This is a genomic window from Thalassobaculum sp. OXR-137 (assembly GCF_034377285.1).
Classification (GTDB): Bacteria; Pseudomonadota; Alphaproteobacteria; order Thalassobaculales; family Thalassobaculaceae; genus Thalassobaculum.
On the sequence record NZ_CP139715.1, the window covers coordinates 476,280 to 498,015 of the forward strand.

The window sequence follows — 21,736 nt, forward strand, 5'->3', positions numbered from 1 at the left end:
GACCCGGCGGAGCCTCGGTCGCATAAGACCTTGGCAACGCCTTTCTTTCGCCACGCCCTTGGGCCACACTCGCGCGACTTTCAGACTGTCGAATGACAGAGGGACGCGGTGGTTCGATTTGAGAACGTCTTCATGCGCTATGACGGGGGCCCCGTCATCCTGCGCGACGTGTCGTTCGACCTGGAGCCGGGATCCTTCCATTTCCTGACCGGGGCCAGCGGTGCCGGCAAGTCGACCCTGCTGCGCCTGATGTACCTGGCCACCCGCCCGGTCTCCGGACAGGTCTCCATGTTCGGCCACGACATCGCCAAGGTCACCCGCAAGGAGCGCCCCTCCTTCCGCCGTCGCATCGGCGTCGTGTTCCAGGACTTCCGCCTGCTCCCCCATCTCTCCGCCCTGGATAACGTCGCGCTGCCCCTGCGCATCGCCGGCACGCGGGAGTCGCTGATCCGCGAGCATGTGCCGGAGCTGCTGGCCTGGGTCGGCCTGTCCGGCCATCTGGACGCCCTGCCCGCCACCCTCTCCGGCGGTCAGCAGCAGCGGATCGCCATCGCCCGCGCGGTGATCGGCCGCCCGGCCCTGCTGCTCGCCGACGAGCCGACCGGCAACGTGGACGACCGCATCGCGGTGCGCCTGCTCTACCTGTTCGAAGAGCTGCACAAGATGGGTACGACCGTGATCATCGCGACCCATAACGAGAGCCTGGTCGAGCGGTTCGACCATCCCAGGCTGCACCTGGAGGATGCCCGGATCACCCGGCGCGCCCCGGCCAGCCTGCTCAAGCCGCCGCCGCGGACCGCTGCACCCGCGACGTCCCGGGCAGCCCCCCGTCCGCCGGCGGTGGATCCGCGATGATCGGGCATTCCGACCTCGCGCTCGGACGGGATTCCTCCACCCGGTTCCTGCCCGCCCTGCTGGCCGTGATGGTCTATCTCGCCGCCCTGGCGACCGTCGGGGCGCTGGCCGCCCGGGGCTTCGTCGCCGACTGGGACGAGCGGCTCTCCGGTGCCGCCACCGTGCAGATCCCGCCGGTGGACGGGCTGAGCCAGCAGGAACGGCTGGACGCGGTCCTGCGCCTGCTGGGCGTCACCCCGGGGATCGCCTCGGTCGAGCCGATGCCGCCGAAGCAGTCGGCGGCCCTGCTCGCCCCCTGGCTCGGCGCCGAACTGGCCGAGACCCTGCCCCTGCCGCTGCTGATCGACCTTCATCTCGACCGCGGCCAGGAGGTCGACCTCGCCAGCCTGTCCGCCCGGCTCGACAATGCAGCGCCCGGGACCACACTGGACGACCACGGCCGCTGGCTGGCCGAGGCGCGGGCGCTGGGCAATTCGGTCGCCATCGCCGGCACCTGCATTCTCGTGGTGGTGCTGCTGGCGGCGGTGATGGCGGTGATCTTCGCCGTGCGCACCGGCCTGTCGGTGCACCGCGAGGAGATCGAGATCCTGAACCTGATCGGCGCGCCGGACCGCTACATCGCCCGCCAGTTCCAGTGGCACGCCGGCCGGCTCGCGCTGATCGGCGGCATCGCCGGCGCCCTGCTCGCCGTGGCCAGTATCGTCGGCCTGCAGATCGGTATCGGCCAGTGGTCCGCCGATCCGGGCGATGTCGGGGTGACCAGCATCACCGCGCTCGTCCGCATCGGGTGGGTCGAATGGCTCGCCCTCATCCTTCTTCCCCCCGTCACCGCTGCCATCGCCATGGCGACGGCGCGCGTATCGGTACAGACAGCCCTCGCCAGGATGGCCTGAAATGGCACGACGCAACCGTTTCCGCAGCGGCCGTTCGCAGGAGCGCCGCGTTGGCGCCCTTGGCTGGCTCGTCCTGGCGGTTCTGATCGGGGTCTTCGCGGTTTGGACCGTCGGGCTCGTGCGCTTCGTCGATCGGCTGCCCCGGGTCGCGGAGGCGTCGCCGCAGAAGGCCGACGCCATCGTGGTGCTGACCGGCGGGAGCCGCCGCCTGGACGAGGGCGTGGCGTTGCTGGAGACGGACGCGGCACCGGTGCTGTTCGTCAGCGGCGTCGACGAGCGGGTCGACGGCAAGGGCATCCGTTCCCTGCTCGACGACGGCGATACCCGCCTGCCCGACAAGCTGATCGACTGCTGCCTGGTGCTGGGCCACGGCGCCACCGACACCATCGGCAACGCGCGGGAGACGGCGATCTGGATGGCGGTGGGCGACCGGACCTCCGTGGTGCTGGTCACCTCCAACTACCACATGCCGCGTGCGATGCTGGAATTCGCCCATGCCATGCCGGAGGTGCGCATCATTCCGCATCCGGTCATCCCGCCGGACGTGCGGCTGGACAGCTGGTACCGCTACCCAGGCACCCTGGCGCTGCTGGCCAACGAGTATTCCAAATACCTGTTCGCCACCGCCCGGGTGACCGTGGCCGGCTGGTTCATGGCCGTGGCGACCTGACGGCCCCGGCGGCGGGCAGGTCGACGGTCACCGTCGTCCCCGTTCCCGGTTTGGTGTCGATCGCCAGGATGCCGCCGTGCAGGTGCACCAGATGGCGGCACAGAGGCAGACCGATGCCGAGCCCCTCGTGCCGGCGGTTCATCGGGTTCTCGACCTGCTCGAACAGCCGCAGGGACGCCTGGAGCTGGTCATCCGTCATCCCGGGCCCGGAATCCGACAGGAGGAGCCGGACCCAGCCCGTGTCCGGCAGCCGGACCGCCCGCACGACCACACGTCCCGCGTCGCCTGCCGCGCGGATGGCGTTGAGCAGCAGGTTGACCACCACCAGCATCAGGCGCTCCCGGTCGCCCCGCACCGTGGGCAGATCGTCGGCCAGATCCAGGTCGATCGCGACGGTGGAGAGGACCAGGGCCGGATCGAGTGCGTGTACGGCCTCCTCCACCAGATCGCGGATCCCGATCTCGGACTCCGCCAGCGTGAGTTCGCCGGCCTCGGCCTGGGCGACCTCCAGCAGGGCGTTGACCAGGCGCAGCAGATGGCGGCCGCCCCCCTGCACGAAATGGACGTAGTTGCGGGAGACATCGCTCGGCTGCAGGTTCTCCAGCAGGTCCGCGAAGCCGATCACGGCGTTCAGCGGCGTGCGCAGCTCATGGCCGATCACCGCCAGGAAATTCGTCTTGGCCCGGTTGCCGACTTCGGCCCGATGCAGCGCCTCGCTCAGTTCGGCGGTCCGATCCTCCACCCGGCGGCGGATCAGCGCGTTCTGGTAGATCAGCAGGCACAGCGCCAGACCGACGAGCAGGCTCAGCAGGGAGCCGCCGACACCCACCAGAAGCGCCGGGACGGTATCGACCCCGCCCTGGAAACCGGGCCTGACGCTCCATTGCAGGTTCCAACGCGCCTCGCCATGGGTGAAGCGGTGATCAAAGGTGACCAGGCTGTCGGTCGGCAGCTCCGCCATACCGCGCACGACCCGCGGCATCCCGTCGAACTCCCAACTTCCGGGGTATTCCAGCAGCCGCATATGCAGACTGGGCCGGTCCGATCGCATCACCCGCTCGAACAGATCGTCCAGGGCCAGCAGACCGAGCAGCAGGCCCTGGGTCTTTCCGTTGGGCGCGGACATGGCGAAGCCGACGACCTGCCTACCGTCGAGCTCGAAGGTCGGGCTCATGATGACCTGACGGCGCAGACGGTCGGCGGACAGCGCCATGGACCGCAGGGCCGCGACGGCGGCGAGGTCGGCGCCGATGTGGAACTGGGGATAGGTCGTGCTGGGCAGGACCACCGGAAAGTGGCTGAGCGTCATCGGCGACCGGGTCCCGGGCTCTCCGGGCACCGTGAAGGGGAACCCGAACTCGGTCTCCGTCGCGCTCCGCTGGCTGTCATCGATGACCGATGCGAAGACGAGGCCGGTCAGGGTGATGCTCAGGCCTTCGGAGGGCAGGTTCGCTTCGGCCTGCGCGAGTTCGCGGTCGTCGACATATTCGGAGCTGTAGAACAGAGTCGCGAGCGCCCGAAGCTGGGCCTCGACCTGGAGCAGGGCGCCGTCGATGGCGGTGGAATGCGCCAGCGCTTCGATCCGGGCGCGCTCTTCCCAGACCTGACGGCTGTAGTCGGCCAGCCTTAGGCCGCCGAGTACAGAGGCGGCGATTCCGGAGAGGGAGAGAAGTCCGACAAGCACCAATGCGGCAATGGAGACGCCACCGGCAAGGCGGCGGTCGCTCGCCACATTCGGTCCCCGCGGGGTGCCACTCGGCTTGCCTGGTCCTGATGACACGTGAGCTTCCAGGCCGACGCGCCGGCCCTCCCTTCATCTTATTGCTTGAGGACGACTGGTACGCGCCCAAGTGTTAAGAACGCCATAACGGACACCGGATCCGGCCTGGGCGGGACGCCGATGCCGGAGTTCTTGTCTGGGAGCTGATGTCGAGATACACTGTATAGCTCAGTTGCGAACCACTACATGTAGGATTCGATGAACGATCTCGCGCCCATCAGTACGCAGATCTGGGACATGAAATACCGCCTGAAACAGGGCGGATCCGCCATCGACGCAACGATGGAGGATACCTGGACGCGGGTCGCCACCGCGCTGGCGCAGGCCGAGAAGCCGCGCGAGCGGGCGCAATGGGCGGCGCGGTTCCGCGAGGTGCTGGACGGGTTCCGCTTCCTGCCGGCCGGCCGCATCGTCGCCGGCGCCGGCACCGGGCGTCAGGTCACCCTGTTCAACTGCTTCGTCATGGGCACCATCCCCGACAGCATGGGCGGCATCTTCGACGCGCTGAAGGAAGCGGCCCTGACCATGCAGCAGGGCGGCGGCATCGGCTACGACTTCTCCACGATCCGGCCCAAGGGCGCGCCGGTCAAAGGCGTGGGCGCCGACGCCTCGGGCCCGCTGTCGTTCATGGACGTCTGGGACGCCATGTGCCGCACCATCATGAGCGCCGGCTCCCGCCGCGGCGCCATGATGGCGACCCTGCGCTGCGACCACCCGGACATCGAATCCTTCGTCGAGGTGAAGCGCGATCCTGTGCGGCTGCGGATGTTCAACCTCTCGGTCCTGGTCACCGACGCTTTCATGCAGGCGGTGGAGACCGACGCCGACTGGGATCTGAAGTTCGACGGGGAGGTGTTCCGCACGATCCGCGCCCGCGACCTGTGGGACCGGATCATGACCGCCACCTACGACGTGGCGGAGCCGGGCGTGATCTTCATCGACCGGATTAACCAGCGCAACAACCTGCACTATTGCGAGACCATCGCCGCCACCAATCCCTGCGGCGAGCAGCCGCTGCCGCCCTACGGCGCCTGCCTGCTCGGATCGATGAACCTGGCGACCTTCGTGCGCCATCCGTTCGAAGCCGGTGCCAGTCTGGACGAGGAGGCCCTGGCCGAAGCCGTGCCGCTCGCCGTGCGGATGATGGACAACGTGGTCGACGTCTCCCTGTTCCCGCTGGAGGAGCAGCGGCGCGAGGCGCTGGCCAAGCGGCGCATCGGGCTCGGCGTGACCGGGCTGGCCGATGCGCTGATCATGTGCGGCCTGCGTTACGGCTCGCCGGACGCGGTGGCGACGGTGGAACGCTGGATGGACGCGGTGCGCCGCCACGCCTACCAGGCCTCCATCGACCTCGCGGCCGAGAAGGGCGCCTTCCCGCTGTTCGACCGCGACGCCTATCTGGCGGGCGAGAGCATCTCGGAGCTGGACGACGACCTGAAGGCGGGGATCGCCAAGCACGGCATCCGCAACGCCCTGGTCACCTCCATCGCCCCGACCGGTACGATCTCCCTGCTGGCCGACAACGTGTCGAGCGGGCTGGAGCCGGTGTTCAGCTTCACCTACGACCGCACCGTGCTGATGCCGGACGGTTCCAAGAAGGTGGAGGAGGTGAGCGACTTCGCCTACCGCCTGTACCGGCGCCTGAAGGGCGAGACGGCGGAGCTGACCGACGCCTTCGTCGACGCCCAGAGCCTGACCCCGCACGACCATGTGGTCATGCAGGCGGCGGTTCAGAAATACGTCGACAGCTCGATCTCCAAGACCATCAACGTGCCGGAGGACATTGCCTTCGAGACGTTCAAGGACGTCTATCGCGAGGCCTACCGCACGGGCTGCAAGGGCTGCACCACCTATCGGCCGAACCTGATCACCGGCTCGGTGCTGGCCACCAAGCGCGAGGAGCCGGAACAGGCGGCACCGGAAACGGCCGAAGCCGAGGCGCACGAGATCGTCCATCTGACCAAGCCGCTCGACCGGCCGACCTTCCTGCCGGGGGCGACCTACAAAATCAAATGGGCCGACAGCGACCACGCGATCTACATCACCGTGAACGACATCGAGCAGGACGGCCGCCGCCGCCCGTTCGAGGTCTTCATCAACTCCAAGAACATGGAGCATTTCGCCTGGACCGTGGCGCTGACCCGTATGATCAGCGCGGTGTTCCGGCGCGGCGGCGACGTGAGCTTCGTGGTCGACGAGCTGAAGGCGGTGTTCGATCCGCGCGGCGGGCAGTGGGTCAAGGGCCGCTACGTCCCCTCCCTGCTGGCGGCGATCGGCGACGTGATCGAAGAGCACATGCTGGCCATCGGCTTCCTGAAGGCGCCGGACGCCGAAACCGTCGCGCCGAAGCCGGTCAAGCAGGTGATCAATATCGGCACCGCACCGGGGCAATGCCCGAGCTGCGGCTCGGTCGCCCTGGTGAAGCAGGAGGGCTGCGACCTCTGCACCGCCTGCGGCTATTCCAAATGCGGCTGACGCACCGCGCGTGACCGTCCATCCCCGTCCGAGCGGCGGGGATGGGCCGCGCCTGTAGCGGCGGGAACCAGCCCATACATACGATCTATCGCCCGATAGTGCGACATCCGGGCGGCGGCCGCCGTCACCCGCCGAGATCGCCCGCAATCCGCTCGATTACCCACACGTTGCCCAATCGCTTGACCTTGCCCGGCGGTCCCGACAAAGTCGGAGCCATGTCGGGCGAGGCGTTTTTCTGCATGGATGAAAAACCAATGCAGGTATCCTCGCCGATGAAACAGACCTTGTCTGACAAGGTAGGATCAGAAGCCGGAATACCGGCATCCCATTGGGAGGATTTGATGACCATGATCGCTAAACTCGCACCCGCCGTGTCGGCAGCGCTGCTGGCCGCCGGGCTCAGCACCGCGGCGATGGCCGAGACCACCACACTGCGCATCCAGACGCACTACGCGCCGGAAACCGTGTCCGGCAAGCTCGCCGCCCAGTACATCGACAACGTTCAGACCATGTCGAACGGCGAGATCCAGATCGAGATGTTCTACTCGTCCTCGGTCGTGAAGTCGGTGGAGACCTTCGACGCGGCGGCGACGGGCATTCTCGACTGCGACATGACCGGCGGCGCCTATCAGACCGGCAAGAACCCGGCCTTCCAGTTCGTCGGCGACATCATGGGCGGGTACTCCACCCCGTATCAGCAGCTCTCCTGGCTGTACTACGGCGGCGGTCTGGACGCGGCCCAGAAGCTCTACAACAAGTTCGACATGCAGCTCGTGGGCTGGTGGGTCTACGGTCAGGAATCCCTGGCCTCGTCCAAGCCGATCCGCAGCACCGCCGATCTGAAGGACTGGAAGTTCCGCTCGCCCCCGGGCATGGAAACCAAGATCTTCGAGAATCTCGGCGCTTCGCCGATCGTCATGGACTTCACCGAGGTCTTCACCGCCCTTGAGTCCGGCATCATCGACGGCGCCGACGCCTCGGGTCTGGCGAACAACCAGTCTCTGGGTCTGTACGATCTGGTGAAGCACGCCAACTACCCGGGCTTCCACTCCATGCCGTCCGACCACCTGGCCTGCAACAAGGCGAAGTGGGACGCCATGCCGGAGAGCCATCGCCGGATCATGTCCGTCGCCATGGAATCCCTGGCCCTGCGCACCGCGCTTACCTTCGAGAAGAAGAACGCCGAGGCCGCCGCCGACCTGAAGTCCAAGGGCGTGAACCTGTACGCCTGGTCCGACGAGGAGCTGCAGAAGTTCCGCGACGCCGCCCAGGCGGCGTGGGTCGACTTCGCGACCACCGACGAGGCCAAGGCCCTGGTCGAGAGCCACCTGACCTATCTGCGTCAGCTCGGTCTGGTGAAGAACTGAGCCCGCGCAGCTGACCGCCGGATCCGACGGGCGGCGGCAACGGCCGGACCAACCTGCCGCCGTCGCCCGTCGTCCGCCGCCCCGAAAGCGGCGGTCCTGCCCCGTCTCCCCGGCGGGGGCTTATGAATGATCGTGGGAACACCTTGTTCTCACGACCTTCACACGGCCGAAGACGACGTCAAACAACCATACAACAGCCTATGCCTTGACCTTCCTCCATGGGGCCGACAAAGTCGGAGACAGGTCGGACGAGGCGCTTTTTGCTGCGTCGGAAAAAATCGATGCAGATATCCTCGACGACAAAACGGGTCTGACCTGACAGGGTCGGATCAAAAGCCGGAATACCGGCAGCCAATGGGAGGAATAGATGAGAATGATTGCGAAGCTTGCGCCCGCCGTGCCGGCGGCGCTGCTCGCCGCCGGGCTCAGCACCGCGGCCATGGCCGAGACGACGAGCCTGCGCATCCAGACGCACTACGCGCCGGAAACCGTCTCCGGCAAGCTCGCCGCCCAGTACATCGACAACGTCCAGACCATGTCGAACGGCGAGATCCAGATCGAAATGTTCTACTCGTCCTCCGTCGTGAAGTCGGTGGAAGCGTTCGACGCGGCCGCCACCGGCATTCTCGACTGCGAGATGACCAGCGGTGCCTATCAGACCGGCAAGAATCCGGCCTTCCAGTTTGTCGGCGACATCATGGGCGGGTACTCGACCCCGTATCAGCAGCTTTCCTGGCTGTATTACGGCGGCGGCATGGAGGCGGCCCAGAAGCTGTACAACCAGTTCGACATGCAGCTCATCGGCTGGTGGGTCTACGGTCAGGAATCCCTGTCCTCCTCCAAGCCGATCCGCAACGCCGATGACTTCAAGGATTGGAAGTTCCGCTCCCCGCCGGGCATGGAAACCAAGATCTTCGAGAACATGGGCGCCAGCCCGATCGTGATGGACTTCACCGAGGTCTTCACCGCGCTCGAGTCCGGCATCATCGACGGCGCCGACGCCTCCGGTCTGGCCAACAACCAGTCGCTCGGCCTGTACGATCTGGTGAAGCACGCCAACTACCCGGGCTTCCACTCCATGCCGTCCGACCACCTGGCCTGCAATAAGGCGAAGTGGGACGCCATGCCGGAGAGCCATCGCCGGATCATGTCCGTCGCCATGGAATCCCTGGCCCTGCGCACCGCGCTGACCTTCGAGAAGAAGAACGCGGAAGCCGCTGCGGACCTGAAGACCAAGGGCGTCACGCTCTACGCCTGGTCGGACGAGGATCTTCAGAAGTTCCGCAACGCCGCCCAGGCCGCCTGGGTCGACTTCGCGACCACGCCGGAAGCCAAGGCCCTGGTCGAGAGCCACATGACCTATCTGCGTCAGCTCGGCCTGGTGCAGAACTGATCCGAGGGATCTGACCCAATATCCGGCGGGCGGCGTCTTTGTCGCGGTGCCCGCCGGTACCCTTTCGGCAAAATGACCGGAAGATGCCGCAAAAACCGCGGCCGAATGTTCAAGGGAGTGGCAAATGGTCGAGCATGAGCGGACCGGTCCTCTGGACTGGGTGACGTGGGGCTTCAGCCGGATCGCGATGTGGGCGCCCGCCTTCATCGTCGCCATCATCTTCTATGAAGTGGTGATGCGGTACGTCTTCCTGGCGCCGACGCTCTGGGTCAATGAGATGTCCCTGTGGGTCGGCGGCGGCATCTACCTGACCGCCGGGCTCTACGCGCTGCAGCAGCGCAGCCACATCCGCATCTTCATCCTCTACGACATGGCGCCCAAGTGGATGCGCCAGCTGTTCGACACCCTGTCCGTGCTCTGCGTGGTGATCTTCGCCGTCGCCGTCGTGTGGGGCGGGTATGGCGAGGCCAAGGCCAAGTTCCTGCGCTGGGAGACCTTCGGCACCGCCTTCGACCCGCCGATCCCGGCGACCATCAAGCCGCTGATCCTGATCACCCTGATCTTCCTGGCCCTGCAGTCGGTCTCCAACCTGATCTACGACTGGAACAAGGATCCCCAATCCCACGATCCGGCCGACGACATCGACATGCCGAACATCGGCACCGACCCGTCCAACACCCGGACCGACTGAGGAAACGCCGCCATGGATATCGGGACAATCTCGCTGATCCTGCTGGTCGGCATGCTCGCCCTGCTGGCGATCGGCATGCCGCTCGGCTTCGCCTCCGGCTTCCTCGCCGTCGTCGTCATGGTGCTGAAGTTCGGGCCCGACCTGCTGTTCGGCACCTTCGGCACCGGGCCGATGAACATCCTGGCCCAGCGGCTCTACGGCATCACCACGAACTACGTTCTGGTCTCGGTCCCTCTGTTCATCTTCATGGCGACGCTGCTGGAACGGTCCGGCATCGCGCGGGACATGTATTCGACGCTGAACATCTGGCTGTCGCGCACCCGGGGCGGCATCGCCGTGGTCACCGCGGTGATGGCCATCGTCATGGCGGCGATGTCCGGCATCATCGGCGGCGAAGTGGTGCTGCTCGGCCTGATCGCCCTGCCGCAGATGCTGCGCCTGGGCTACGACCAGAACCTCGCGGTCGGCACGATCTGCGCGTCGGGCTCGCTCGGCACCATGATCCCGCCGTCCATCGTGCTGATCTTCTACGGCCTGATCACCGAGACCTCGATCCACGCCCTGTTCCAGGCGGCCTTCCTGCCCGGCTTCATCCTGGCCGGCTGCTATATCGTCTACATCCTGATCCGGACCCGCATGTATCCCGAGCAGGCTCCCCTGCCCGAGCCGTCGCCGGACGACATGACCGGCAGTGAGAAGGCCACGATGGGCTTCAGCCTGCTGGCGATGATGGTCGGCGGGGCGGCCGCCCTGGTCGTCGTGCGCGGCGCCGTGCTCTACACCGTCGGCTCGATCGACGAGGAGACCACCCTGATCGACGCCCAGTCGCTCGGCGTCGCGGCAGCGATCGCCGCTGCCTGCCTCGCCTTCCTCCTCCTGGTGGTCGGTCGCCAGAAGGCCGCCGACGCCTGGGAGAAGGGCAAGGGCCTGGTGGCCCCGCTGCTGATCGTCATCGTCGTGCTCGGCTCGATCTACGGCGGTATCACCGGCATCACCGAGGCGGCGGGCATGGGCTCGATCGCCGTGCTGGTCCTCATCGTGCTGCGCGGGGAGTTCTCCTTCCAGCTCCTGCAGGAAGCCTCCATGCGCACCTTCAAGTCGACCGGCACCATCATCTGGGTGACGTTCGGCGCCACCGCCCTGGCCGGCGCCTACACCATCGCCGGCGGGCCGACCTACGTGGCCAACCTGATCCTCGGCTACGACCTGCCGACCATGGGCGTGCTGCTGGTGATGATGGTGATCTTCCTGTTCCTCGGCGCGTTCATGGACTGGACCGGCATCGTCCTGCTGGTCATGCCGGTGTTCCTGCCGATCGTCCTGAAGATGCCGATGGAGGAGCTCGGCCTGACCGGCGGCCTCGACAGCGTCACCCTGGTGAAGGTTTGGTTCGGGATCCTGTTCTGCGTCAACATGCAGGTAAGCTTCCTGTCGCCGCCCTTCGGACCCGCGGCGTTCTATCTGAAGTCCGTGGCTCCGCCACATATATCCCTGACGGACATCTTCCGGGGTTTCCTGCCGTTCATCTGCATCCAGCTGCTGATCCTGGCGCTGATCCTGCTGGTGCCGGAAATCACGACGGTCTTCCTCTAGGACGTCTGCGAACCGCCGTAGCTCCGGTCACCGTGTCGGAGCTACGGCGCTCCCGGCGATACCCCGCAATTCATTCTATTTTGATACATATACAACCATTTAGACGGGTTTCACCCGCATACTCAGCGTCAGACAATTGACCAAATCGCCGGTTACGCTCAAAGTGATTCCATCGGGGTTAGGGCACGGTCGGCGATCGTGATTTGCTATGGTGGCGGCTTCTTCGGATGTGCTCTCGATGAAGCATAAAGGTCAAATGGACACGTGAGCCAAAATCAAAGAGAAAAGCGTCTAGTCCGCCAGCAGGTCATGCTGACGGATTCAGAAATCGACCAGCTTAAAGACTGGCAATTTGAAAACCGCGTCCCATCGATGGCAGCCGCCATTCGAGAACTGCTGCGTATTGGCTTGACCCATTCGAGCGATCTGGACATCGGCGACAATTTCACCAACTGACCGCCGCACTCCCGCTCAGCTTCTGGTTGAACCTCAGTCCATTTCCTTTTCCACAAGCCAGTGACCGATGATCGCGGTCACCGCTTCGGGGCGGAACGGCTTCTGAATGAGGAAGTCCGGCGGGATGACGGAATGCTTCAGGACCGAATGCGGATAGGCGGTCACGAAGCCGACCGGCGCGCCGGTCAGGTCGCGCAGCGGTTCGATCGCCTCGACCCCGGTCTCACCGTCCTTCAGCCGGAAATCGGCGAAGATGATGTCCGGCAGATGGTCCTGGGCGGCGCTCAGAGCCTGATCCACCGTGCGCGCCAGATAGACTTCCGCGATCCCAGCCCGCTTGCACAGCGCGCTCAGCTCCTCGGCGATCAGAAACTCGTCCTCGATGATCAGCGCCTTGCAACCCATTGCCGGGTCCACCCGGTTCTGCGCCCGACCGGCGGCAAGCGCCTTCTCGGCGGCATCGCGGTCGATGCCCACGATCTCCGCGGCCTGGTCGATCGGGAAGCCGGCGAAATCCGACAGCATCAGTATCTGACGCGGGACGTTGTCCGGACCGGGCAGCGCGCTGAACAGCGCCGCATCGGTGAACAGAGGCGCGCCCACCGTCGACACGCCGTCGCGCCATGCCCGGTAGAACCGGCGGAAGGCGTCCATCCGCTGATTGTCGACGACCGTCTGACCCTGGGTCACCTGATCGGTGGCCAGCCGGAACAGCTCGTCTCCAACGTCGCGGTCCCACAGCATCACACGCGCGTGGTGTCTCAGTTCGGCCTGCTCATTTGACATCGGCGGGTCCCTGAAAACGGTTCTTCATCTCTACGCAACGCGTCGGATGGGCACCGGTTCCTCATATGATTTTGTTGGTCTGGGCGGTTCGAGTCTGTCTTGCTACAACCTATACCAACTACTGTTTTTCCGCGATCCCTCGCCTAACTCCTTCGCAGTCGCGCCAGACGATCCCGACCGAGGTCATCCCATGCCCGACGAAGAAGACGACATCATGACGTCCAACGGCGATCACGCCCCGCCGGAGCCGTTTCCGATCGTCGCGATCGGCGCGTCGGCCGGTGGCCTGGACGCGTTTCGTCAGTTCCTGGAGGCGATGCCGGACGATTGCGGCATGGCGTTCCTGCTGATCCAGCATCTGGATCCGAACCACGAAAGCCTCATGGCCGAGCTTCTGGCGCGGCATACGGCGCTTTCGGTGCAGACCGCGACCGACGGCACGCCGTTGGCTCCGAACACGGTCTATGTGATCCCGCCGAACTGCTATCTGCGGGTGATAGATCTCACGATCATGATCGAGCGTCCCGTCGCCCAGCGCGGCGTGCGGATGCCGATCGACTACTGTTTCCGCTCCCTGGCGGAGACCCTGCACGAACGCGCAGTGGGGATCGTGCTGACCGGCACCGCCTCCGACGGCACGGCGGGCCTGCGGGAGATCAAGGCGACCGGGGGCCTGACCCTCGTCCAGGATCCGGACACGGCGGAATACGACGGCATGCCACGCAGCGCGGTGAAGGCCGGGGTGGCCGACTTCGTCGCGCCGATCGCCGCGATGCCCGACCTGCTGATTCGCTACGCCGGGCACCCGTTCATCGTCGCCCCGGAGACGGCCGGCCAGGTGAGCGAGGAGGAGCCCGCCGCGTTCCATGCCCTGCTGCGCCTGCTGCGCAGCCAGACCGGTCACGACTTCAGCGGCTACCGCCCGGCCACCCTGAACCGCCGCATCCGGCGCCGCATGGGACTGGCCCAGGTCCAGACGATGCAGGAATACCTGGACCGGCTGCGGGCCGACCGCGAAGAGGTGCATCATCTCGCCGGCGACCTGCTGATCGGGGTCACCCGGTTCTTCCGCGATCCCGAGTCCTGGGACCTGCTGACGCAGACGGTGATCGCGCCGCTGGTGCGCGACCTCGACGACGACATGCCGTTGCGCATCTGGGTGGCCGGCTGCTCCACCGGCGAGGAGGCGGTCTCGGCCGCGATCCTTCTGCTGGAAACCTTCGAGCTGTTCGGCAAGGAACCCCGGTTCCAGATCTTCGCCACCGATATCGACCAGCGCGCGGTCGATACGGCGCGGGAGGCGGCCTTCCCCGCCACCATCACGGCGGACGTCCAGCCGGAACGGCTGGCACGGCATTTCACCGAAGAGAACGGCCGCTATGTGCTCGGAAAGCGGCTGCGCGACCACATCCTCTTCGCCCGCCAGGATCTGCTGAGCGACCCGCCCTTCTCCAAGCTCGACCTGATCATCTGCCGCAATGTGATGATCTACCTGGATTCGCTAGTCCAGAGCCGCATCCTGCGGATGTTCCATTTTGCTCTGAAACGCGACGGGTGCCTGTTCCTGGGCAGCTCCGAGACGGTCGGCAAACAGTCTTCCCTCTACGCGACCCTGTCGAAAGAGTGGCGGATCTACCGGTGCGTGGGCGAGAAGCACAGCGACCGGGTCAACCTTTCCCAGGTTCCGCTCGACGTGCAGAGCGGCGCCCGGGGCATCGAAAGCCAAACGATCGCCCGCATGCAGACCTACCGACAGACATCGATCGACGTTGCCAAGAACGCCATGATCTCCCGGTTCGTGCCGGCCAGCATCCTGGTGAACCAGCGCAACGACGCGATCTACTTCCACGGCCCGGTCCGCGACTATCTCGACTTCCCGGCCGGCGAGCCCACCCGGGACGTGACGCTGATGGCGCTGGACGGGCTGCGCACGCGGATGCGCCAGGCCCTGCGCCAGGCCTTCGAGACCTGCGAGGTGCAGACGGCGACGGCTCATCGGATGCGGCGCAACGGCAAGGACGTGGCCGTGCGCATCACCGCAGATCCGGTCCGGCTGCAGAGCGACCAGTGGGCGGTCATCCTTTACCTGGAGGATATCGGCGACGTGCAGCCGGTCGAACCGGCCGTGGAGATCGGTCCGGACGAACAGTCCACCATCCAGCGGCTCGAGTTCGACCTGCAGATCACCCGCGACGAGCTGACCTCGGCGGTGGAGCAGCTGGAGGCCTCCAACGAGGAGCTCCGCGCCTCCAACGAGGAGGTCATGTCGATGAACGAGGAGCTCCAGTCCTCCAACGAGGAACTGGAGACCTCCCGCGAAGAGCTGCAGTCGCTGAACGAGGAGCTGTCGACCGTCAACAATCAGCTCGAGAACAAGATCGTCGAGCTGGAGCGGGTCAACAACGACATCTCCAACCTGATCAACAGCACCCAGCTCGCGGTGCTGTTCCTGGACAAGTCGCTGGTGATCCGTCGGTTCACCCCGTCGGCCGCCGAGCTTCTGCGCATTCTGGACACCGATATCGGCCGGCCGATCTCCGATCTGTCCACCAAGGTCAACGACGATTCCCTCTACGGCGACGTAGAGGCCTGCATGGCCACCCTGGCCACCCGCTCGGCCCATGTGAGCGGGACCGACAACAGCTGGTTCCACCGCCAGGTGCTGCCCTATCGGACGACCGATAACCGCATCGAAGGCGTGCTGATCACCTATACCGACATTACCGACCTGTTCCGCGAAACCGAGCTGCGCGGGATCCGGGAACGCCAGCAGCGCGCCGTCGCCGATCTCGGCCGCATCGCTCTGTCGGACGCCCCGCTCCCGTTCCTGTTCGACGCCGCGGCGCGCTACCTGGTGGACGGCCTGAACTGTCCCATGGCGAAGGTGCTGCGCCACCGCCCCGACCGGCGCGATCTCGTCGTGGTCGCCCAGCGCGGCTTCCGCGACGGCGAGGTCAACGTCACCGCGGTGCCAGACGGCCCCGAGAGCCAGGGCGGCTACACCCTGACGAGCCGCCACCCCGTCGTGGTCACCGACCTGCCGAACGAGACCCGGTTCCAAGGCCCGGCGCTGCTGACGATTCACGGCGTCAAGTCGGGCGTGAGTGTGGTGGTCGGCTCCGACACCGACCCCTGGGGCGTGATCGGCGTCCACGCCACCGAGGTCAAACGGTTCTCCGACGACGACGTGGCCTTTGTCCAGGCGGTCGCCAACGTGGTCCACGGCGCCATCTCGAACCACGACTACAAGCAGCAGCTTCTGGAGAACTCCGAGCGCCTGCGCCTGGCGCTCGAGGCCGGCCGCATCGCCACCTGGAACTGGGATCCGCGCAGCGACCTCGCGCAATGGGACGACCGGCTCTACACGATGCTCGGCCTGCGGCCGGGCGAGATTCCGCCGAGCGTCGAGAAGTTCTTCGCCTACATTCATCCCGACGACCGCGAGTTCGTGCTGCGGGAACAGACCAGCGCGGTGGAACGCGGCGAAGTCTTCGACGTGGAGTTCCGGGTCCTGGACAGCAGCGGCCAGGAACGCTGGCTGGTCAGCAAGGGAAAGATGTTCACCGAGCGGGCGGAGGGACCGCGCCTGATCGGCCTGACCTACGAGATCACCGAGCTGAAGAAGAGCTCGACCCGCCTCGCCACGCTGCTGGCGGAACTGGACCACCGGGTGCAGAACATGCTGACGGTGATGGGCTCCATCGTGAACCTGGCCGACAAGGAAGAGCATGTCGCCAGCTTCAAGGCGAACCTGCGTCAGCGCCTGCTGTCGCTCGCCCGCACCCACTCGATGCTCAGCCATGCCCAGTTCGACGGCGCCAGCCTGCGCACCCGGATCGTCGAGGAATGCGCGCCCTATTCGGGCAACATGCTGGACCGAATCCGCTTCGAGGGGCGGGATATCCGCCTGAACCCCCAGGCAGCCCAGACCCTGGGCATGGCGATCCACGAACTGGTCACCAACTGCCTGAAATACGGGGCGCTGTCGACGGAGGACGGCGTCATATCGACCCGCACGGAGATGCGCGGGGACAGGGTGCTGGTGGAGTGGCAGGAAAGCGGCGGCCCGCCCGTTGCCCCGCCGAGCGAATTCGGGTTCGGCATGCGGGTGATCCGCGACCTCGTCCAGTACGAGCTCGACGCCAAGGTCGAGCTCGATTTCCGCGAGACGGGCCTGGTCTGCCGGTTCGACCTGCCCCTGGACGCGGTCGAGCACTCTCTGGAGTGACCCATCGAGGGCTGCGCGTCCCGGCCTCAGGCCTGCAGGCTGGAGGCGTCGATGAATTCCTCGAGGACATGGCTCATGAGATCGGTGCGTGAGGACACGCCGATCTTGCGGAAGATCGAGGACGACTGCGCCTTCACCGTCCCCGGCGCGGTTTGACGGGCCTGGGCGATCTCGGCGACGCTCAGCCCCTTGATGATCAGCAGCGTGACGTCCCGTTCGGCAGCCGTCAGTTTCCAGTCGTCGAACTTCTGCACCAGGACCAGCTCGAAGCTGCCCCGCAGCGAGGCGATGGTCTGCGCACTTGCTGCACTCTGACGGCGCAGCAAGGCCACGTATCCACGCAGGAGCCACGCGCCGTATCCGAGCCCGAGCACGGCCAGGGTCTCGAACAGCAGATGCACGGATTCCTCGGCCCCGTAACCGACCCCGTCCCGCAGATGCTCGGCGACGTCCCAGATCACATCGCCGGCGAAGAACGCCATGCACGCGGCCAGCAGCAGGCTGCCGGCGCTGACCCAGGCCGGCTTCGGTCCCCGTTCCCCAGTCGCCCCCTGGTCTCCAACCATCTCGGTCAAATTCGCCCCCCGAAATCTGCCGGTCCCGAGGTCATACGACTTTGGATTATGCCGCGTCGAGGCCCGCAAACAAACCATGGTCCGATTGAGCGGCACAGCCGGGAGCGCAACTCTCCACCCCAGACACCGGCTCCCCCAGCCGGCCCGACGGAGAGGAGACACCCATGTCGAGCTATGAGAGCGCCCACGACGACGACAGCCCGGACCACGACGACTGGTATGAAGACCGGGACCGTGACGAGCGGGATCGTGACGACCGGTACGACGAGGACCGGGAGAGCGAAGGGCGCGATCATGACGGCAGCGACGACGATCGTGCCGACGATTCCTACGACGGGGATGACGACCTCTACGGCGCGGCCGACGATGATCGCCTCCGCGGGTTCGGCGGCGACGACCGCATCCATGGCCGCGCCGGCCGCGATCTGATCTACGGCAACCAGGGCGACGACTGGATCGACGGCGAGGACGGAGAAGACGTCATCTTTGCCGGCCAGAACAACGACCGAGCCGACGGCGGATCCGGAGACGACCTGATCTACGGAAACTTCGGCGACGACACGCTGTCGGGCGGCTCGGGCAACGACTGGCTTCACGGCGGGCGCGACAGCGACAGCCTGGGCGGCGGCGACGGGGACGACACCCTCAATGGCGGGGTCGGCGACGACCTGCTCTCCGGCGATGCGGGCGCCGATCTCTTCGTGTTCTTCGGCGCGTCCGGGGACGACACGATCCTCGACTTCAGCATCGCGGAGGGCGACCGGATCGTCACCCGCATCGACTCCCTCGACGATGTCCGGTCGGCCGCCGACCTGCTTGCCGGCCTCACCGAGACGGCGCAGGGCGACGCCGTCGTCCATCTCGGCGGCGGCGCCACCGTCACCCTGGTCGGGGTCTCCGGCGCCGAACTCTCGGCATCGGGCTTCCTGCTGCTCTGATCGACGGAAACGGGGGGCGCGGCAGAGCGCCCTTCCGGTCGGCGGCCATCGGCCGCACACTGGGTCGCGGATCTTCTCGAGGTGAGCGACCATGGACGACGATCCGACTTCCACGCCCGGCGGCGAAGCGGCCTGCTTCGGCCACCGGTTGGTCGACGGCCATGTGGTGGACTGCGAGACCGCCCGCGACGTCGCCCGCTTCCGGAAGGCCGAGCGCCAACGCCTCTACGCCCTGCGCCGGGCCCTGCCGGTCGGCGACCGCGAGGCGGCCGGTCGGGCGATTACGGACGGGCTGCGCCGGTCGCTCGGCCCGCTGGACGGTCGGGCGGTCGCGGTCTACTGGCCGATCCGGGGCGAGCCCGATCTGCGTTCCTGGATGCGCGAGATCCACGACGCCGGCGCCCGCGTCCTGCTGCCGGCGGTGGAAGCGCGGAACCAGCCGCTGGTCTTCCGCAATTGGGAACCCGGATGCCGGATGACCCGGGGCCACTGGGACATCCCCGTGCCCGATGACACCGACACCGGCCGCCCGGACCTCGTCGTCGCCCCCCTCCTCGGCGTCGATGCGGACGGATACCGGCTCGGCAATGGCGGCGGGTATTACGACCGAACCCTGGTGCGGATCGAGCCGAGGCCGCAGATCGTCGGTGTCGGGTACGCCTTCTCCCGCATACCGACGATTTTCCCGATGCCGTGGGACGTTGCGATGGATCTGGTGGTTCTGGATGACGGCTGCTGCCGCCGCCGTCAGCCGGTGTGAGATCTCCGGCGCGCGGCATTGGACTTGCGCTTGCCCCCCGCTCGGTCCGTCGGACGGCCGCTGGTCTCGCGGTCCATTTCGGCCGGGCGGTGCGGGAGCTTCCAGCCGGCCGGCCGGCCCGGAGCGCCCGCCTTCGCCGGTCCGCCCGCGCGCCGACGGCCCTCGCCACCGGCCTTGCCGGTGCCGGCGGGCTGCCAGCGCGGGATCAGGTGGTGCTTGCCGTTGCCGATCAGATCCTCGCGGCCCATCTCCTTCAGCGCCTCGCGCAGAAGCGGCCAGTTCTCGGCGTCGTGGTAGCGCAGGAACGCCTTGTGCAGCCGGCGCTGGCGCAGGCCCTTGGCCGTCTCCACCCGCTCGGTCCCGGCACGGCGCACCGGCTTCAGCGGGTTGCGGCCGGAATAGTACATGGCCGTCGCCATCGCCATCGGCGTCGGCGTGAAGGTCTGGACCTGGTCCGCCCGGTAGCCGTTCTTCTTCAGCCACAGGGCGAGGTTCATCATGTCCTCGTCGGTGCAGCCGGGATGGGCGGCGATGAAGTACGGGATGAGGAAGTACTTCTTGCCCGCCTTGGCCGCCGCCGCGTCGAACATCTCCTTGAACCGGTCGTAGGAGCCGATGCCCGGCTTCATCATCTTGGTGAGCGGGCCGTCCTCGGTATGCTCCGGCGCGATCTTCAGGTAGCCGCCCACATGATGGGTGACCAGCTCCTCCACATATTCCGGGCTTTCCACCGCCAGGTCGTAGCGCAGGCCCGAGCTGATCGAGACCTTCTTCACCCCGTCGGTGCCGCGCGCCGCCCGGTACAGGTCGATCAGCGGCTTGTGGTCGGTGTTCAGGTTCTTGCAGATGGTCGGATAGACGCAGGACAGCCGGCGGCAGGACTTCTCGATCTCCGGGTCCTTGCAGGCCATGCGGTACATATTCGCCGTCGGCCCGCCCAGGTCGGAGACCTGTCCGGTGAAGCCCGGCACCTTGTCGCGCATGTCCTCGATCTCGCGGACGATCGACTCCTGGCTGCGCGACTGGATGATCCGGCCCTCATGCTCGGTGATCGAGCAGAAGGTGCAGCCGCCGAAGCAGCCGCGCATGATGTTCACCGAGAAGCGGATCATCTCCCAGGCCGGGATGCGGGCATCGCCGTAGAACGGGTGCGGCGCGCGGGCATAGGGGTGGTCGAAGACCCAGTCCATCTCCTTGGTGGTCAGCGGGATCGGCGGCGGCGTCACCCAGACGTCGCGGTCGCCGTGGCGCTGCACCAGCGGGCGCGCGTTCCCCGGATTGCTCTCCAGATGCAGGATGCGGGAGGCCTGGGCGTAGACCTCCTTGTCGTCGCGCACGGTCTCGTAGGACGGCAGGCGGATCACCTGCTCCTCGTCGCCGCGGGACGCGCGCTCCGGCGCGTCGTCGATCGACGTCATGTCGATCTCGCGGTAGTCCGGCGCGTTGTCGTTGCGGACCAGCGCCAGGCCGCGGATGTCGAACAGGTCGCGGGCGTTGTCGCCCTGGGCGATGCGGTGGGTGACATCGATGATCGCGCGCTCGGCATTGCCGTAGAGCAGCACGTCGGCCTTGCTGTCGATCAGGACCGAGCGGCGGACCTTCTCGCTCCAATGGTCGTAATGGGCGATCCGGCGCAGGGACGCCTCGATGCCGCCGAGCACGATCGGCGCGTCGGGGAACGCCTCGCGGCAGCGCTGCGAGTAGACCAGCACCGCCCGGTCGGGCCGCTTCCCCGGGGCCGCGTCCGGCGTGTAGTTGTCGTCGGTGCGGATGCGCTTGTCGGCGGTGTAGTTGTTGACGAGGCTGTCCATGTTGCCCGCCGTCACCCCGAAATAGAGGTTCGGCCGGCCCAGTTCCTTGAACGCCTCGGCACTGGTCCAGTCCGGCTGGGCGATGATGCCGACGCGGAAGCCGTGCGCCTCCAGCGTGCGGCCGATCACGGCCATGCCGAAGCTCGGATGGTCCACATAGGCGTCGCCGGTCACCAGGATGACGTCGCAGCTGTCCCAGCCGAGCAGATCCATCTCCTGCCGGCTCATCGGCAGGAACGGCGCCACCCCGAAGCGGTGGGCCCAGTACTTCTTGTACTTGAAGATCTCCCGCGCGCCTTGGCGGGGCCGGGCGGGGGGGACAACGGCGTTCACGGCAAAAGCCTCGTATGATGGAATTGGCGCGGGTTGTACCCGTGTGTGACCAGTTTAGCAAATTTGGGCTGTAGAGGCGACCGTGATGCCCCGATCGGCGGCCACATCCGGTGAAGGACACGGCCGCCGACG

General features: G+C 66.6%; 17 protein-coding genes. 12 read left to right on the plus strand and 5 right to left on the minus strand.

From position 1 onward, the window contains the following. Positions 1-108: 108 nt before the first annotated feature. From ftsE to T8K17_RS02350, 3 genes are read left to right on the plus strand one after another with little or no spacing between them, the layout of a single operon-like run. Positions 109-855 carry a cell division ATP-binding protein FtsE gene (gene ftsE, locus T8K17_RS02340; protein WP_322332899.1) on the plus strand — a complete coding sequence of 249 codons (747 nt, stop codon included), beginning with the start codon at positions 109-111 and terminating at the stop codon, positions 853-855. Continuing rightward, positions 852-1,748 carry a cell division protein FtsX gene (locus T8K17_RS02345; RefSeq protein ID WP_322332900.1) on the plus strand — a complete coding sequence of 299 codons (897 nt, stop codon included), beginning with the start codon at positions 852-854 and terminating at the stop codon, positions 1,746-1,748. The genes ftsE and T8K17_RS02345 overlap by 4 nt, the downstream gene beginning before the upstream one ends. A 1-nt stretch (position 1,749) precedes the next feature. Next, a complete protein-coding gene (locus tag T8K17_RS02350; RefSeq protein WP_322332901.1) occupies positions 1,750-2,418 on the plus strand; it encodes a YdcF family protein in 669 nt (222 codons plus the stop codon). On the opposite strand, the gene T8K17_RS02355 is transcribed toward T8K17_RS02350, so the two are convergent. After that, complete coding sequence (locus T8K17_RS02355) at positions 2,399-4,150, minus strand: HAMP domain-containing sensor histidine kinase (RefSeq protein ID WP_322332902.1); 1,752 nt, start codon at positions 4,148-4,150, stop codon at positions 2,399-2,401. The two genes, T8K17_RS02350 and T8K17_RS02355, sit on opposite strands and share 20 nt — an antisense overlap. A gap of 246 nt (positions 4,151-4,396) precedes the next feature. Between T8K17_RS02355 and T8K17_RS02360 the strand changes: the two genes are divergently transcribed. Continuing rightward, a complete protein-coding gene (locus tag T8K17_RS02360) occupies positions 4,397-6,673 on the plus strand; it encodes an adenosylcobalamin-dependent ribonucleoside-diphosphate reductase (RefSeq protein ID WP_322332903.1) in 2,277 nt (758 codons plus the stop codon). Between the two features lie 124 nt (positions 6,674-6,797). On the opposite strand, the gene T8K17_RS02365 is transcribed toward T8K17_RS02360, so the two are convergent. Beyond that, positions 6,798-7,022 (minus strand): hypothetical protein, encoded by a 225-nt coding sequence (locus T8K17_RS02365; protein WP_322332904.1) that lies wholly within the window; start codon positions 7,020-7,022, stop codon positions 6,798-6,800. On the opposite strand from T8K17_RS02365, the gene T8K17_RS02370 reads away from it, so the two are divergent. The 5 genes from T8K17_RS02370 (at position 7,015) to T8K17_RS02390 (ending at position 12,173) form a co-directional block, all read left to right on the plus strand. After that, complete coding sequence (locus T8K17_RS02370) at positions 7,015-8,040, plus strand: TRAP transporter substrate-binding protein (protein WP_322332905.1); 1,026 nt, start codon at positions 7,015-7,017, stop codon at positions 8,038-8,040. The two genes, T8K17_RS02365 and T8K17_RS02370, sit on opposite strands and share 8 nt — an antisense overlap. A gap of 367 nt (positions 8,041-8,407) precedes the next feature. Next, positions 8,408-9,433 carry a TRAP transporter substrate-binding protein gene (locus T8K17_RS02375; protein ID WP_322332906.1) on the plus strand — a complete coding sequence of 342 codons (1,026 nt, stop codon included), beginning with the start codon at positions 8,408-8,410 and terminating at the stop codon, positions 9,431-9,433. Between the two features lie 124 nt (positions 9,434-9,557). Beyond that, a complete protein-coding gene (locus T8K17_RS02380) occupies positions 9,558-10,124 on the plus strand; it encodes a TRAP transporter small permease (protein WP_322332907.1) in 567 nt (188 codons plus the stop codon). Between the two features lie 12 nt (positions 10,125-10,136). Then, positions 10,137-11,717, plus strand: coding sequence for a TRAP transporter large permease (locus T8K17_RS02385; RefSeq protein WP_322332908.1), 1,581 nt, complete (start codon positions 10,137-10,139; stop codon positions 11,715-11,717). Positions 11,718-11,981: 264 nt separating this feature from the next. Beyond that, complete coding sequence (locus T8K17_RS02390) at positions 11,982-12,173, plus strand: hypothetical protein (RefSeq protein WP_322332909.1); 192 nt, start codon at positions 11,982-11,984, stop codon at positions 12,171-12,173. Positions 12,174-12,206: 33 nt separating this feature from the next. On the opposite strand, the gene T8K17_RS02395 is transcribed toward T8K17_RS02390, so the two are convergent. Next, positions 12,207-12,959 carry a response regulator gene (locus tag T8K17_RS02395; protein ID WP_322332910.1) on the minus strand — a complete coding sequence of 251 codons (753 nt, stop codon included), beginning with the start codon at positions 12,957-12,959 and terminating at the stop codon, positions 12,207-12,209. Between the two features lie 190 nt (positions 12,960-13,149). Between T8K17_RS02395 and T8K17_RS02400 the strand changes: the two genes are divergently transcribed. After that, positions 13,150-17,187 carry a chemotaxis protein CheB gene (locus tag T8K17_RS02400; protein ID WP_322332911.1) on the plus strand — a complete coding sequence of 1,346 codons (4,038 nt, stop codon included), beginning with the start codon at positions 13,150-13,152 and terminating at the stop codon, positions 17,185-17,187. Between the two features lie 26 nt (positions 17,188-17,213). Here the strand turns inward: T8K17_RS02400 and T8K17_RS02405 are convergent, their stop codons facing one another. Further along, the gene (locus T8K17_RS02405) at positions 17,214-17,753 is read right to left on the minus strand and encodes a helix-turn-helix transcriptional regulator (protein ID WP_322334914.1); all 540 of its coding nucleotides are present in this window, start codon (positions 17,751-17,753) and stop codon (positions 17,214-17,216) included. A 173-nt stretch (positions 17,754-17,926) separates the two neighbouring features. Between T8K17_RS02405 and T8K17_RS02410 the strand changes: the two genes are divergently transcribed. After that, positions 17,927-18,700 (plus strand): calcium-binding protein, encoded by a 774-nt coding sequence (locus T8K17_RS02410; protein WP_322332912.1) that lies wholly within the window; start codon positions 17,927-17,929, stop codon positions 18,698-18,700. A 91-nt stretch (positions 18,701-18,791) separates the two neighbouring features. Beyond that, entirely contained in the window at positions 18,792-19,460 is a 669-nt protein-coding gene (locus tag T8K17_RS02415; RefSeq protein ID WP_322332913.1) for a 5-formyltetrahydrofolate cyclo-ligase, read from the plus strand. Here T8K17_RS02415 and T8K17_RS02420 read toward each other — a convergent pair. Beyond that, positions 19,448-21,499 carry a YgiQ family radical SAM protein gene (locus tag T8K17_RS02420; RefSeq protein WP_322334915.1) on the minus strand — a complete coding sequence of 684 codons (2,052 nt, stop codon included), beginning with the start codon at positions 21,497-21,499 and terminating at the stop codon, positions 19,448-19,450. The genes T8K17_RS02415 and T8K17_RS02420 overlap by 13 nt on opposite strands. Positions 21,500-21,736: the final 237 nt, after the last annotated feature.

Coding starts and splice junctions, on each gene's coding strand:
- T8K17_RS02395 (WP_322332910.1), bottom strand. CDS start 12,959: ATGTCAAATGAGCAGGCCGAACTGAGACACCACGCGCGTGTGATGCTG.
- T8K17_RS02415 (WP_322332913.1), top strand. CDS start 18,792: ATGGACGACGATCCGACTTCCACGCCCGGCGGCGAAGCGGCCTGCTTC.
- T8K17_RS02405 (WP_322334914.1), bottom strand. CDS start 17,753: ATGGTTGGAGACCAGGGGGCGACTGGGGAACGGGGACCGAAGCCGGCC.
- T8K17_RS02410 (WP_322332912.1), top strand. CDS start 17,927: ATGTCGAGCTATGAGAGCGCCCACGACGACGACAGCCCGGACCACGAC.
- T8K17_RS02350 (WP_322332901.1), top strand. CDS start 1,750: ATGGCACGACGCAACCGTTTCCGCAGCGGCCGTTCGCAGGAGCGCCGC.
- T8K17_RS02400 (WP_322332911.1), top strand. CDS start 13,150: ATGCCCGACGAAGAAGACGACATCATGACGTCCAACGGCGATCACGCC.
- T8K17_RS02365 (WP_322332904.1), bottom strand. CDS start 7,022: ATGGTCATCAAATCCTCCCAATGGGATGCCGGTATTCCGGCTTCTGAT.
- T8K17_RS02345 (WP_322332900.1), top strand. CDS start 852: ATGATCGGGCATTCCGACCTCGCGCTCGGACGGGATTCCTCCACCCGG.
- T8K17_RS02375 (WP_322332906.1), top strand. CDS start 8,408: ATGAGAATGATTGCGAAGCTTGCGCCCGCCGTGCCGGCGGCGCTGCTC.
- T8K17_RS02385 (WP_322332908.1), top strand. CDS start 10,137: ATGGATATCGGGACAATCTCGCTGATCCTGCTGGTCGGCATGCTCGCC.
- T8K17_RS02380 (WP_322332907.1), top strand. CDS start 9,558: ATGGTCGAGCATGAGCGGACCGGTCCTCTGGACTGGGTGACGTGGGGC.
- T8K17_RS02370 (WP_322332905.1), top strand. CDS start 7,015: ATGACCATGATCGCTAAACTCGCACCCGCCGTGTCGGCAGCGCTGCTG.
- T8K17_RS02420 (WP_322334915.1), bottom strand. CDS start 21,499: ATGAGCCGGCAGGAGATGGATCTGCTCGGCTGGGACAGCTGCGACGTC.
- T8K17_RS02360 (WP_322332903.1), top strand. CDS start 4,397: ATGAACGATCTCGCGCCCATCAGTACGCAGATCTGGGACATGAAATAC.